This window comes from Nocardioides ginkgobilobae (genome assembly GCF_054781275.1).
In genome coordinates, this window is the sequence record NZ_BAAGUS010000003.1 from 85,254 (window position 1) to 98,298 (window position 13,045).

Consider the following 13,045-nt stretch of genomic DNA (forward strand, 5'->3'; position numbering starts at 1 on the left):
AACGGCCACCTCAGGCCCGCAGCGCCTTGACGGCGACAGCGAGCGACGCGGCGACCATGAGCGCCGCGACGAGCAGCGCCGCCCGGAGGCCGGTGGCGGCGTCGTACGTCGCCGAGCCGACGGTGTAGGCGGTGATCCCCAGCGCGGTGCCGAGCGCGGAACCGATGCGCTGGCCGGTCTGCAGCGCCCCACCGGCGGCCCCGCCCATCCGCGGGGGCACCTCGTCGAGCGTGAGGGTGATGTTGGGCGAGATGACCGCGCCGCCGCCGAGACCGGCGATGAGCAGCAGCGGCACCAGGACCCACGCGACCCCGCCGGCGTCCTGGCCCGGGAGCACGACCGCGAGCGCCAGCACCGCGACGAGGGTGACGACGAGGGCGCCGACCGTGAGCGGCCGGCCGACGCGGGTCACGAACCGGCCCGCGACCGGGGAGGAGATCGCCGAGCCGGCGGCGAAGCCGGTCAGCGCCGCACCGGCCGCCAGCGGCCCCAGGCCCAGCTCGGTCTGCAGGTGCACCGCCAGGACGAGGACCATGCCGGTGAACCCGGTGAAGTAGAGGCTGCCGACGGCGATACCGCTGGCGAACCCCGGCGTACGCCGGAGCAGCGAGACGTCCAGCAGCGGCTCGCCGCCGCGCGTGACGACCCGGTGCTCCCAGCGCGTGAAGCCCCACGCCAACGGCGGGACCGCCGCGAGCAGCACCAGCCAGCGGTAGCCGCCGCCCTCGATGCTGACCAGTGGGTAGATCACGCAGAGCACCAGCAGCCCGAGCAGGGCGGCGCCGACGAGGTCCAGCCGGGGGCGGGTGCCGTCGGAGTCCTCCGGGGACAGGTCGCGCGGGACGATGAGCAGCACCAGGGCGAAGGCCAGGATCCCGACCGGGAGGTTGACCCAGAAGATCCAGCGCCAGCCGTCGTCCCCGCCGGCGATGGTGATGATGAGGCCGCCGAGGACCGGCCCCAGCGCCGAGGACACCGAGACCACGAACCCGAAGAGCCCGAAGGCCCGGCCCCGCTCGGCGCCGCGGAAGAGGGTCTGGATGATGCCGGAGTTCTGCGGGGTCAGCAGCCCGGCGCTCATGCCCTGCAGGAGGCGGGCGGCGATGACCAGCTCGACGCTCGGCGCCAGGCCGACCAGGGCGCTCGCGGTCACGAACCCGACCAGCCCGACGAGCATCAGCCGGCGTCGCCCGAACGCGTCCCCCAGCCGCCCGCCCGTGACCAGCACCAGCCCGAAGGCCAGGGCGTACCCCGACACCACCCACTGCACCGTGCTCGCCGATGTCCCCAGGCCCTCCTGCATCGAGGGGATCGCGACGTTGACGATCGTGACGTCCAGCAGCGACATGAACCCCACGACCAGCGTGACCGCCAGGATCCGCCAGCGTCGGGGGTCGGGCTCGTACGCCGTCACGCCCCCTGCGCCCGGACGTGCCGGGTCCGCCGCCTCCTGTCGCCTCGCCACCGCCTCAGCCTCCCCCCACGCCCCACACCCACCCGGGTCCTCACCGACCCCGCCCGCGCCGAGTCACGGTCGAACCAGCGCCGAGTCGGCGGGGAGGGTGCGGCGCGGGACGATGGGGCCATGAGCGCGCCCGTGACCGTGAGCATCACCCGGCACCTCGACCCCGGCCGGGAGGCGGAGATGGCGTCGTGGCTGCAGGCGGGGACGGCGCTGGCGCAGCGCTTCCCGGGCTTCCTGGGCGCGGGGTGGGTGCGGCCGGAGGCGGACTCGGAGACCTGGCACATGCTCTACCGGTTCGCCGACAGCGAGTCCCTGCGCGCGTGGGAGGAGTCGCCCCAGCGGCAGTGGTGGCGCGACTCCGCGGCGGGCCTGGGCGTCGTGGAGAGCCGCGTCGAGCGGCGTACCGGCATCGAGGGGTGGTTCGACGAGCCGCAGCACCGCGACATCCGCGACCTGCGTGTGCAGCCGCCACCGCCGCCGCGGTGGAAGCAGGCGCTGGTGATCTTCCTGGTCTTCTACCCGCTGTCGGTGGTGGTCAACTGGCTCAGCGCCGAGGTCGGCGCGGACGGCCTGCCGCTGCTGCTGCGGGTGCTGCTCGTCATCGCCGTGATGACCCCGACGATGACCTACCTGGCGCTGCCGTGGGTGACGCGCCGGATGGAGTGGTTCCTGCAGGGGCAGCCGCCGCCCTGGCGGCGCTGAGCCCCTCACTAGGCTGGCGACGTGGCCGACCTGAACATCCCGACCGCGCCGAGCCTGCCCGGCATGCGGCACCTGCACTCCGGCAAGGTCCGGGACCTCTACGAGGTCGAGGCCGGCGAGCACGCCGGGAGGCTGCTCATGGTGGCCAGCGACCGGCTCTCGATCTTCGACTTCGTGCTGGGCACGACCATCCCCGACAAGGGCGAGATCCTGACCCGGATGTCGCTGTGGTGGTTCGACCAGCTGGCCGACCTGGTGCCGCACCACGTCGTCTCCACCGACGTCCCCGAGGCGGTCCGCGGCCGCGCGGTGATCTGCGAGCGGCTGGACATGTTCCCCGTCGAGTGCGTCGCCCGCGGCTACCTCACCGGGTCGGGACTGCTCGACTACCAGGCCACCGGCGAGGTCTGCGGTGTCGCGCTGCCGGCCGGCCTCGTCGACGGCAGCCGGCTCGAGGCGCCGATCTTCACCCCCGCCACGAAGGCCGAGCTCGGCGACCACGACGAGAACGTCTCCTACGACGCCGTCGTGGCCACGATCGGCGAGCCCGACGCGGCGCGGCTGCGCGACCTGACGCTGCAGGTCTACGCGCGTGCCGAGGAGCTGGCCCGCGAGCGCGGCATCCTGCTCGCCGACACCAAGCTCGAGTTCGGGCGGCGGGCCGACGGGGCCACGGTCCTCGGCGACGAGGTGCTGACCCCGGACTCCAGCCGCTTCTGGCCGGCCGACGACTACCAGCCCGGGCGCACCCAGCCGTCGTACGACAAGCAGATCGTCCGCAACTGGGCGCTCTCGCCCGAGTCCGGCTGGGACAAGGCCTCGGGCGAGGCGCCGCCGCCGCTGCCGCCGGAGGTCGTGGAGCGCACGCGCAGCAGGTACGTCGAGGCCTACGAGCGGCTGACGGGGGAGCGGTTCTGATGAGCACCCTGCGCACGGTCGGCGGGACGGTCGCGTTCCCGGTCCCGGCCGAGGTCGCCTTCGACTACCTCGTCGACCCGGTCAACCGGCCGCAGTGGCAGTCCAGCCTGGCGTCGGTCACCGACGTCCGCGGCGAGGTCGGCCCCGGCCAGACGTGGACCGACGTCACGAAGCCGGGGCTGCGCCCGGCGATGCGGACCACGGCGTACGACCGGCCGCGCGCGTGGTCCGAGGACGGCACCTGGAAGTTCGTGACCGCGATCCTCGATCTCACCTTCACCCCGACCGCGACCGGCTGCGACGTCGGGTTCCGCTTCCGGATCACCGGCCCCGGGCCGGTGCGCGCGCTCGGGCTGCTCGCCTCCGCGGCGTCGGTGCTGCCGGTGCGCGCCGACCTCCGCACCGCCGCCCGGATCCTGGGCGAGCGCGGCTGACCGGTGCGCCCAGGAGGGACTGGTGAGACGGGCCACCCGAGGGGTGTGGACCGGTGGGTAGGTTGGCTGGCGTACCCGACGTGACGGAGGCCACCTGTGACCAGCTACAACCTCGCCAGCCTGCTCGAGCAGAGCGCGGAGAAGTACCCCGAGCGCGACGCCGTCGTCTTCGGTGACACCCGGCTGAACTACGCGACGGTCAACACCCTCGCCAACCAGGTCGCCGGCGCGCTGAAGGAGCGCGGCGTGGGGCACGGCGACAAGGTCGCGCTGAGCTGCCCGAACCTGCCGTACTTCTCCATCGTCTACTTCGGCATCCTCAAGGCCGGCGCGACGGTGGTGCCGCTCAACGTCCTGCTCAAGGGTCGCGAGGTCGCCTACCACCTGGCCGACTCCGACGCGAAGGCCTACTTCTGCTTCCAGGGCACCCCCGAGCTGCCGATCGGTGAGGCCGGCCACGAGGGCTTCTCCCAGACCGACTCCTGCGAGCACTTCTTCGTCATCACCGCCGACCCCGGCGCGGCTTCCCCGATCGAGGGCACCCAGACGCTCTTCCAGGCCATCGGCTCGCAGGCCCCGACCTTCGAGACCGTCGCCACCGACGAGGACGACACCGCGGTGATCCTCTACACCTCGGGCACCACCGGGCAGCCCAAGGGTGCGGAGCTGCGGCACCGCAACATGCGCGACAACGCGCTGTCCGGCGAGGCGCTCTTCGGGGCGAACGCCGACCGGCCCGACACCTACCTCTGCGTGCTGCCGCTGTTCCACTCCTTCGGCCAGACCGTCATCCAGAACGGCGGGTTCGCCTACGGCGGCACCGTCGTCATGCTGCCGCGGTTCGAGCCCGAGCCGGCGCTGGGCCTGATGCTCAAGGAGGAGGTGACCTTCTTCGCCGGCGTGCCCACGATGTACTGGGGCCTGCTCGGCGCCCTGACCCCCGAGGTCGACGTCGCGACCCTCGCCAAGAACCTGCGGGTCGCCGCTGCCGGTGGCTCGGCGCTGCCGGTGGAGGTGCACAAGGACTTCGAGAAGAAGTTCGGCGTCACCATCCTCGAGGGCTACGGCCTGTCCGAGACCAGCCCGGTCGCCTCCTTCAGCCCCTACGGCCAGCCCGTGCGGGTCGGCTCCATCGGCACCCCGATCCCGGGCGTGGAGATGTGCCTGCTGCGCAACGACTCGTGGGAGAAGGTGCCCGACGACCTCGAGGAGGACGGCAAGACCGCCGTCGGCGAGATCGCGATCAAGGGCCACAACATCATGAAGGGCTACTACGGCCGCCCCGAGGCGACCGCCGAGGTGCTCGGCACCGTCGACGGCACCGACGGCTGGTTCCGCTCGGGCGACCTGGGTCGCAAGGACGCCGACGGCTTCTACTACATCGTCGACCGGTCCAAGGACATGATCATCCGCGGCGGCTACAACGTGTACCCGCGCGAGATCGAGGAGGTCCTCATGACCCACGAGGACGTCTCGCTCGCCGCCGTGATCGGCGTCCCCCACGAGTCCCACGGCGAGGAGGTCAAGGCGTACGTCATCCTCAACCCGGGCGCCACGACCACCTCTGAGGAGCTCGTCGCGTGGGGCAAGGAGCAGATGGCCAACTACAAGTACCCCCGCATCGTCGAGGTCGTGGAGAACCTCCCGATGACCGCCACCGGCAAGATCCTCAAGCGCGAGCTCTCCTGAGGCCCTGCCGGTGAAGTGGATCCTCCTCGCGGCCGCCGTCCTCATGACCGCGGGCGGCGGCCTGTGGTGGTACGGCGCCCCGGAGACGCCCTTCGGGCCGATCTTCGCCGGGCTCGGTGTGGCGCTGGCGATCGTGGTGCTCAAGCCCGGGCAGCGCGCCTAGGGGGTCGGCGGGTCTGGGGCGCGTACGGCGGGGCGGGCGCCGCCACCTCGCCCCTTCGTCGGAACCAGTCCTCCCGCTCGTTCCTCACGGGAGGACGGCCAGGCCCATCCACCCTCCTCCGGGGCGGGGTGGCAACGCCCGCCCCGCCGCCCGCGCTGACGGCCTGGCGCGTCCTCGTCACTCGAAGGGGTTCGGCAGCGCGCCCGGCAGCCCGGCGAGCAGCTCGCGCGCCCGGGCGGCCGACTTGTGCTCGACCAGCACCTCGTAGCGGGTGGCGACGACCTGGGTGACGGAGGAGAAGTCCCGGCGCCCGCGCGTGGCGGCGTACCCCGTGAGCGCGAAGATCAGGCCGAACAGCGCGCCGATCACCAGGGGCGGGAGCAGGGCGGCCAGCAGCGACTCCTCGGTCACGACGACGAAGACCAGGCCCACGAAGAGCCCGAACCACGCGCCCGACGCGGCGCCGCTGGCGGCCACCCGCGGGGTGGTGAGCCGGCCGGTGATCTTCTCGATCCGCTTGAGGTCGGTGCCGACGATCATCAGCTGCTCGACGGGGAACTCCTGGTCGCTGAGGTGGTCGACGGTCCGCTGCGCGGCGGCGTACTCGTCGTAGACCGCGAGGGACTGCGGGAACTCCAGGGAGAGCGGGGAGGCGAGGTCGGGACGCTGCGTGGCCATGGCCCCAGTCTGCCGGAGCGTCCCAGCCCACCGGCTGCGCGCGGGGCCGTCCGAGCGCCCGGATACGATCGTCGTGCTTGTCCACCCCCGCTGCATGAGTGAGCCAGGAGCCGCCCCGTGGCCCGTGTCGTCGTCGACGTGATGCCCAAGCCCGAGATCCTCGACCCGCAGGGCAAGGCCGTGCTCGGCGCGCTGCCGCGCCTGGGCTTCTCCGGCGTGACCGAGGTCCGCCAGGGCAAGCGCTTCGAGCTCCAGGTCCCCGAGGTGACCCCCGAGGTCCTCGCCGAGGTCGAGAAGATGGCCGAGACGCTGCTCTCCAACCCGGTGATCGAGAACTTCGCGGTCCACGTCGAGGACGACCTCACCCCCGGGGCGGGCGCGTGAAGATCGGCGTCGTCACGTTCCCCGGCTCCCTCGACGACGTCGACGCGGCCCGCGCGGTCGGGATCGGCGGTCACGAGGCCGTCGCGCTGTGGCACGGCGAGCACGACCTCAAGGGAGTCGACGCCGTCGTCCTGCCGGGCGGCTTCTCGTACGGCGACTACCTCCGCTGCGGGGCCATCTCCCGCTTCTCCCCGGTGATGACCGAGGTCGTCGAGGCCGCCCGTCGCGGCATGCCGGTCCTCGGCATCTGCAACGGCTTCCAGATCCTCTGCGAGTCGCACCTGCTGCCCGGCGCGCTGATCCGCAACGACCACCGCAAGTTCGTCTGCCGCGACCAGCGCCTGCGCATCGAGAACAACCGCACCCCCTGGACCGCGGCGTACGCCGAGGGCCAGGAGGTCACGATCGTGCTGAAGAACGGCGAGGGTGGGTTCGTCGCCGACGAGGCCACCCTCGACCGGCTCGAGGGCGAGGGCCAGGTGCTCGCGCGCTACCTCGACGACAACCCCAACGGCTCGGCCCGCGACATCGCCGGCATCACCAACGAGCGCGGCAACGTCGTCGGCCTGATGCCGCACCCCGAGCACTCCGTGGAGACGCTCACCGGGTCCGGCACCGACGGGCTCGGGTTCTTCACCAGCCTGGTCGAGTCCGCCTTCGCCTGACCCCGCGACACCTGCAGGAGGCCCGCATGAGCCCGCGTCCGCTGTTCCGCCGGGTCGCCATCGCCGAGGCGATCACCTGGGCGCTGCTGCTGACCGGCATGTTCCTCAAGTACGTCACCGAGACCACAGAGCTCGGTGTGCGCGTCTTCGGGATGCTGCACGGCGTGGTCTTCGTCGCGTACGCCGTCGTGGCGGTCGTGGTGGCCGTCGACCAGCGCTGGACCCCCCGGCGCACCGTGGCCGCGCTGGCCAGCGCCGTACCCCCGTTCGCGACCGTGCCGTTCGACCGCTGGGTCGAGAAGCACCACCCGCTCGAGGAGTCGTGGCGGCTGCGCACCGCCGACCCCGCCGGTCCGCTCGAGCGGCTCGTCGCCTGGCTGGTCCGCTCGCCCGCGCAGGGCGTGGCCGCCGGCCTGGTGGCCGTCGCCGCCCTCACCGGTCTCGCTCTCCTGGTCGGTCCGCCGACGGGCTGACGCTCCTTCCTTGCCGTCAGTGCGAGGGGTCTCGTGGCTCGCTACGCCCGCACCTCGACCGAGCGGGCCGGGTCAGCTGCGCTTGCCGGCCACGAGGGCCCGCCAGACCTGGCGGTTGACCACGCCCGAGGGCTGCAGCCCGACCTTCTTCTGCCAGGCCTTCACGACGGGCTCGACGCCGGGGCCGTAGACACCGGTGACGACGAGTCGGTGCTGAGGCGAGGCGGCGTTGAGCGCGCGCTGCAGCCGACGCACGGCGAGCCCGGCCGAGCCGTACTTGATGGTGGCCTTGGAGCCGGTGGCGAGCAGCGACATCCAGTGCTGGCGCGACCACATGTCGACGGGCTCGAAGCCGCGCTGGGCCTGCCAGGCACGGGTGGCCTTGAGGGTCGCGGCGCCGTACTCGCCGGTCAGCGGGCCCTCGAAGAACTTCTTCTCCCGCAGCAGGCACTGCAGCGTGGTCACCATCGCGGCGTCGGGGACGACGGTCTGGCCGTTCTTCTTCGTCCGCGGCGGGCGCAGCAGCTCGTAGTCCTGCCAGTTGACCCGGGTGCCGCCGCAGCGCTCCTTCTCCGGGCGGGCCGTGGTGCCGCGGCCGAGGTCGAGGAAGTTGCTGTCGATGTTGATCCGGACCCCGCCCCAGGTCTCGTCGTGGCCGCCGAGGTACTGCTTCATCCGGCCACCGGGGCGCCAGCCGTCGTCGCGGATGTAGGTGGTGTCGGTGTTGGCGTTGCCGTCCCAGCGGGCGATCCAGATCGCGTCGGGCAGGGTGAAGCGGTCGGGGCGGTTGACCCGCGCGTCGTCGAGCGCCTTGATGCCCGAGCTCGCCGACGAGTAGACGCCGGAGACGTAGCCGAGCCGGTGCAGGGCCTGGGTCCAGCCGGAGAGGAAGGACAGCGCGGACTCGCGGCAGGCGGTGTTGGAGGAGTCGAAGCCCTCGAGGTCGTACCAGAGCGTGCTGCCCTCGCCGATCCCGAGCGCCTTGGCGTCGGCGACGGTCGTCTCGGCCTCGGCGCGGCCCATGACCAGGGCCTTGTTGTAGGTCCCGCTCCTCCCCGGCTTGGGGTTGATCCGCACGTCGTCGTCGTACCGCGGGAACCGCGGCTGGCAGGAGGCCTGCGGGCCCAGGGTGATCGGCAGCAGCCGCCACCCGAGCCGCGACTGCTGGAGCACCCACTCCTTGGACAGGTTGGGCTGGTTGCGGCAGGCACGGGACTTGCCGGAGATGTAGATGCCGACCGCCTGGAACGGCGAGTGGTTCCACCAGGTGCGCATCGCCTCGCTGGTGGGCGCCAGGCACTGGTCGAAGCCGTAGCCGGTGAAGTTGCCGGGCGTCACCACGACCCCGTCCTCGGTCACGGTCGAGCCGCGGCGCTCCCCGGCGGCGGCGTACGCCGAGGGGCCGGCGGGCGCGCCCAGGACCGTCACGGCGAGCAGTGCGGAGGTGGCGGCCAGCAGGGCCCGCCGCACGGGGCCGGCGGGGGTGCCGGCGGGGCTGTCGGGGATGCGGGCGGGGACCGTTCGGGACATGTGTCGGGCTCCAGCGCGTGGGGGTTCGAGGGCGTTCCGGGAGGCCCGGCCACAGCACGATAACCACACCAGTCACACGAGTAACAGGGCTCCGCGTGAACTACAGACGTGTAGTTTCCGCAGGTCAGAGGGGGTGCGGGTCTCGCGGGCGAGCGCGGTGGCCGGGCCGGCGCCGGGGCTCGGTAGATTCCTCCTGTGCTGGACACCGTGGCCGTCGCCGCCGAGGACCCTGACCGCGAGCAGCCCTGGGCCGACCTCGGCCTGAAGGCCGACGAGTACGCCCGGATCCGCGAGATCCTCGGGCGCCGTCCCACGTCGTCCGAGCTGGCGATGTACTCGGTCATGTGGAGCGAGCACTGCTCCTACAAGTCCTCCAAGGTGCACCTCAAGCAGTTCGGCGAGCTGCCGCAGGAGACCCCGGTCGGCAAGATGCTGGCCGGCATCGGCGAGAACGCCGGCGTGCTCGACGTGGGCCAGGGCTACGCGGTGACGTTCAAGGTGGAGTCGCACAACCACCCGTCGTACGTCGAGCCCTACCAGGGCGCCGCGACCGGCATCGGCGGCATCGTGCGCGACATCCTGGCGATGGGCGCCCGGCCGGTCGCGGTCATGGACCCGCTGCGCTTCGGCCCGCTCGACGCCCCCGACACCCACCGCGTGCTGCCCGGGATCGTGGCCGGCGTCGGCGGCTACGGCAACTGCCTCGGCCTGCCCAACATCGGCGGCGAGGCCGTCTTCGACGAGACCTACCTCGGCAACCCGCTCGTCAACGCGCTGTGCGTCGGCGTGCTGCGGCACGAGGACCTGCACCTGGCCAAGGCCTCCGGCGTCGGCAACCAGGTGATCCTCTACGGCGCGCGCACCGGCGGCGACGGCATCGGCGGTGTCTCCGTGCTGGCCTCGGAGACCTTCGACGCCGACGGCCCGGCCAAGCGGCCCTCGGTGCAGGTCGGCGACCCCTTCATGGAGAAGCTGCTCATCGAGTGCACGCTCGAGATCTTCGCCGCGGGCCTCGTGGCCGGCATCCAGGACCTCGGCGGGGCGGGGCTGTCCTGCGCGACCTCCGAGTTGGCCTCGGCCGGTGACGGCGGCATGCACGTCGAGCTCGACCGGGTGCCGCTGCGCGACTCCACGCTCGCTCCCGAGGAGATCCTCATGAGCGAGTCGCAAGAGCGGATGATGGCGGTCGTCGAGCCCGGCGACGTGGCTGCCTTCATGGCGATCTGCGCCAAGTGGGACGTCGAGGCGGTCGTCGTCGGCGAGGTGACCGACACCGGCCGGCTCGAGATCGACTGGCACGGCGAGCGGGTCGTCGACGTCCCGCCGCGCTCCGTGGCGCACGACGGCCCGACGTACCACCGCCCCTTCGCCCGCCCCGACTGGCAGGACGCCCTCCAGGCCGACGCCGCCGAGGCGTTGCCGCGGCCGGCGACCCCCGAGGAGCTGCGCGAGACCGTGCTGCGCCTCGTCGCCTCGCCCAACCTGTGCGACAAGTCGTGGATCACCGACCAGTACGACCGCTACGTGCGCGGCAACACCGTGCTCGCCCAGCCCGCGGACTCCGGGATGATCCGGATCGACGAGGAGACCAACCTCGGCGTCGCCGTCTCCACCGACTGCAACGGCCGCTACGCCAAGCTCGACCCGTACGCCGGGGCGCAGCTCGCCCTCGCGGAGTCCTACCGCAACGTCGCCACCGGCGGCGCCGTGCCGCTGGCGGTCTCGGACTGCCTCAACTTCGGCTCGCCCGAGGACCCGTCGGTGATGTGGCAGTTCGCCGAGGCCTGCCGCGGCCTCAAGGACGCCTGCGCCGAGCTCGGGACCCCAGTCACCGGCGGCAACGTCAGCCTCTACAACCAGACCGGCGAGACCGCGATCCTGCCGACCCCTGTCGTGGCGGTCCTCGGCGTCATCGAGGACGTCACCCGTCGCACCCCGTCGTCCTGGTCCGCCGCCGACGAGCGCGTGCTGCTGCTCGGCTCGACCGCCGAGGAGCTGTCGGGCTCGGAGTGGGCGCACGTCGTCCACGGCCACCTCGGCGGCCGGCCGCCGGCGCTCTCGCTCGCCGGCGAGAAGGCGCTCGCCGCGCTGCTGCACGAGGCCGTCGGCCTGGTCACCTCCGCCCACGACCTCTCCGACGGCGGTCTCGCCCAGGCGCTCGTCGAGGCCGCGCTGCCGTCGATGACCGGCGCCTCGGTCTCGCTCGCCGGCGTGCACGAGGACCCGTTCGTGGCGCTGTTCTCCGAGTCGACCGGTCGCGTGCTCGTCACCGTCCCCGACAGCGACGTGGCGCGGCTGACCGACCTGGCCGCGCGCCACGGCGTACCCGTGGCCCAGCTCGGCACCACCGGCGGCGACTCGCTCGCCGTCGAGGGGCTCTTCGACCTGGCGCTGCTCGAGGTGCGCTCGGCCTGGATGGCGACCCTCCCCGCTGCCCTCGCCTGACATCCCGCCGCTGGTCGAGCAGCCCGAGCCCCTGGGCGAGGGCGTCGTCGAGACCGCGCGAGCTGACCGTGGTCCCCGACCACAGGCAGCTCACGCGGTCTCGACGACGGCTCGCTGGCGCTCGCCTGCTCGACCATCGGAGGATGGCTGCGTGCCCGACGACCTGCCCGTCTCCCGCTGCCTGGTGATCCGGGGTGCGGAGCTGAGCGAGCGGTTCAGCCGCAGCTCGGGGCCCGGCGGTCAGGGCGTCAACACCGCCGACACCCGGGTCGAGCTGCTCTGGGACGCGGCAGGCACCGCCCTGCCCGAGCCCGTACGCCGCCGCGTGCTCGACCGGCTGGCCGAGCGCCTCGTGGACGGCTCGGTCGTGGTCATCGCCTCCGAGCACCGCACCCAGCTGGCCAACCGCCGCGCCGCCCGGGAACGCCTGGCCGCCCTGGTGCGGGAGGCGGCCGCCCCGCCGCCGGCCACCCGCCGGCCCACCCGTCCCACACGCGGCTCGCAGCGCCGGAGGCTCGACGCCAAGAAGCGGCGTGGCGACGTGAAGCGGGGCCGCTCGGGCGACTGGTCGTGACGCGCGGACCCGCCCGACCCGCCACCCACCGCCCGACCAGCCCGGGCGGCCGCCGGCGCCGAAGGACTCCCGTGCGCCGTCGTACCCTGCTCTCCCTGCCTGCCCTGGGCTCGCTCGCCTGGCTGTGGGCCGCGTGCGCACCGAGCCCCGAGGAGGTCCCGCCCGTGCCGGAAGGCGCCAGCGACCCGCAGCGCGTGACCTACGGGTCCGACCCCAGCCAGTTCGCCGAGCTCGGCCTGCCGGCAGGCACGCCGCGCGGGGTGGCAGTGGTGGTGCACGGGGGGTTCTGGCGCGCGGAGTACGGCATCGAGTACGCCCAGCCGCTCGTCCCCAGCCTGCTCGCGGCCGGGTGGGCGACCTGGGCCGTGGAGTACCGCCGGGTCGGCAACGGCGGTGGTGTGCCCGAGACCCTCGACGACCTGGTCGCCGCCATGGGGCGGCTCGCCGAGGAGGGCATCGAGGGCCCGGTCGTCGCCGTCGGGCACTCTGCCGGCGGCCACCTCGCCACCTGGCTCGCGTCCCGTCGCGACCTGCCGCAGCCGCTGACCCACGTCGTGTCGCAGGCCGGCGTCCTCGACCTGGTCGCAGCACACGACGCCGGGCTCGGCGGGGGAGCGGTCGAGGCGTTCCTCGGCCGACCGCCGCGCGACGGCGACACCGAGGTCGACCCGGTCCAGCAGGTGCCCCTCGAGGTCCCCGTGTGGTGCGTCCACGGCACCGGCGACGACATCGTCCCGCTCAGCCAGTCGGAGTCCTACGTCGCGGCCGCCACGGCCGCCGGGGCGACCGCCGAGCTGGTCGAGGTCGAGGGGGACCACTTCGCCGTGGTCGACCCAGGATCGGACGCCTGGGCGAGGACGCTGGAGGTCCTCGCCTCGATCTGACGCTGCCGGCCCAGCGCACGGCCGCCGGGGTCGAGGTGTGG

Annotated in this window: 14 protein-coding genes; 11 read left to right on the forward strand and 3 right to left on the reverse strand. The window is 73.2% G+C overall.

From position 1 onward, the window contains the following. Positions 1-10: 10 nt before the first annotated feature. A complete protein-coding gene (locus ACYVID_RS04380; protein ID WP_460734786.1) occupies positions 11-1,465 on the reverse strand; it encodes an MFS transporter in 1,455 nt (484 codons plus the stop codon). 120 nt (positions 1,466-1,585) lie between these two features. Between ACYVID_RS04380 and ACYVID_RS04385 the strand changes: the two genes are divergently transcribed. The 5 genes from ACYVID_RS04385 to ACYVID_RS04405 all read left to right on the forward strand — a co-directional run bounded on the left by ACYVID_RS04385 (position 1,586) and on the right by ACYVID_RS04405 (position 5,371). After that, positions 1,586-2,167 carry an antibiotic biosynthesis monooxygenase gene (locus tag ACYVID_RS04385; protein WP_460734788.1) on the forward strand — a complete coding sequence of 194 codons (582 nt, stop codon included), beginning with the start codon at positions 1,586-1,588 and terminating at the stop codon, positions 2,165-2,167. Positions 2,168-2,188: 21 nt separating this feature from the next. Continuing rightward, entirely contained in the window at positions 2,189-3,085 is an 897-nt protein-coding gene (locus ACYVID_RS04390) for a phosphoribosylaminoimidazolesuccinocarboxamide synthase (protein ID WP_460734790.1), read from the forward strand. Then, a complete protein-coding gene (locus ACYVID_RS04395) occupies positions 3,085-3,519 on the forward strand; it encodes an SRPBCC family protein (protein ID WP_460734792.1) in 435 nt (144 codons plus the stop codon). The genes ACYVID_RS04390 and ACYVID_RS04395 overlap by 1 nt, the downstream gene beginning before the upstream one ends. Positions 3,520-3,615: 96 nt before the next feature. Next, a complete protein-coding gene (locus ACYVID_RS04400) occupies positions 3,616-5,208 on the forward strand; it encodes a long-chain-fatty-acid--CoA ligase (RefSeq protein WP_460734794.1) in 1,593 nt (530 codons plus the stop codon). A gap of 10 nt (positions 5,209-5,218) precedes the next feature. Then, positions 5,219-5,371, forward strand: a complete 153-nt coding sequence (locus ACYVID_RS04405) for a hypothetical protein (RefSeq protein ID WP_460734796.1) — start codon at positions 5,219-5,221, stop codon at positions 5,369-5,371. Positions 5,372-5,548: 177 nt separating this feature from the next. On the opposite strand, the gene ACYVID_RS04410 is transcribed toward ACYVID_RS04405, so the two are convergent. Further along, complete coding sequence (locus tag ACYVID_RS04410) at positions 5,549-6,049, reverse strand: YflT domain-containing protein (RefSeq protein ID WP_460734798.1); 501 nt, start codon at positions 6,047-6,049, stop codon at positions 5,549-5,551. Between the two features lie 117 nt (positions 6,050-6,166). Between ACYVID_RS04410 and purS the strand changes: the two genes are divergently transcribed. From purS to ACYVID_RS04425, 3 genes are read left to right on the forward strand one after another with little or no spacing between them, the layout of a single operon-like run. Further along, positions 6,167-6,433: a phosphoribosylformylglycinamidine synthase subunit PurS gene (purS, locus tag ACYVID_RS04415; RefSeq protein ID WP_460734800.1), complete on the forward strand. Its 267-nt coding sequence runs from the start codon at positions 6,167-6,169 to the stop codon at positions 6,431-6,433. After that, positions 6,430-7,098, forward strand: coding sequence for a phosphoribosylformylglycinamidine synthase subunit PurQ (gene purQ / locus ACYVID_RS04420; RefSeq protein WP_460734802.1), 669 nt, complete (start codon positions 6,430-6,432; stop codon positions 7,096-7,098). The genes purS and purQ overlap by 4 nt, the downstream gene beginning before the upstream one ends. 26 nt (positions 7,099-7,124) lie before the next feature. Further along, positions 7,125-7,571 carry a DUF3817 domain-containing protein gene (locus ACYVID_RS04425; RefSeq protein WP_460734804.1) on the forward strand — a complete coding sequence of 149 codons (447 nt, stop codon included), beginning with the start codon at positions 7,125-7,127 and terminating at the stop codon, positions 7,569-7,571. Between the two features lie 72 nt (positions 7,572-7,643). On the opposite strand, the gene ACYVID_RS04430 is transcribed toward ACYVID_RS04425, so the two are convergent. Further along, entirely contained in the window at positions 7,644-9,101 is a 1,458-nt protein-coding gene (locus ACYVID_RS04430) for a glycoside hydrolase domain-containing protein (protein WP_460734806.1), read from the reverse strand. A 195-nt stretch (positions 9,102-9,296) separates the two neighbouring features. Between ACYVID_RS04430 and purL the strand changes: the two genes are divergently transcribed. The 3 genes from purL to ACYVID_RS04445 all read left to right on the forward strand — a co-directional run bounded on the left by purL (position 9,297) and on the right by ACYVID_RS04445 (position 13,004). Beyond that, positions 9,297-11,546: a phosphoribosylformylglycinamidine synthase subunit PurL gene (purL, locus tag ACYVID_RS04435; RefSeq protein WP_460734808.1), complete on the forward strand. Its 2,250-nt coding sequence runs from the start codon at positions 9,297-9,299 to the stop codon at positions 11,544-11,546. A 151-nt stretch (positions 11,547-11,697) separates the two neighbouring features. After that, entirely contained in the window at positions 11,698-12,120 is a 423-nt protein-coding gene (gene arfB / locus ACYVID_RS04440; RefSeq protein WP_460734810.1) for an alternative ribosome rescue aminoacyl-tRNA hydrolase ArfB, read from the forward strand. Positions 12,121-12,191: 71 nt separating this feature from the next. Beyond that, positions 12,192-13,004 carry an alpha/beta hydrolase family protein gene (locus tag ACYVID_RS04445; protein WP_460734812.1) on the forward strand — a complete coding sequence of 271 codons (813 nt, stop codon included), beginning with the start codon at positions 12,192-12,194 and terminating at the stop codon, positions 13,002-13,004. Positions 13,005-13,045: the final 41 nt, after the last annotated feature.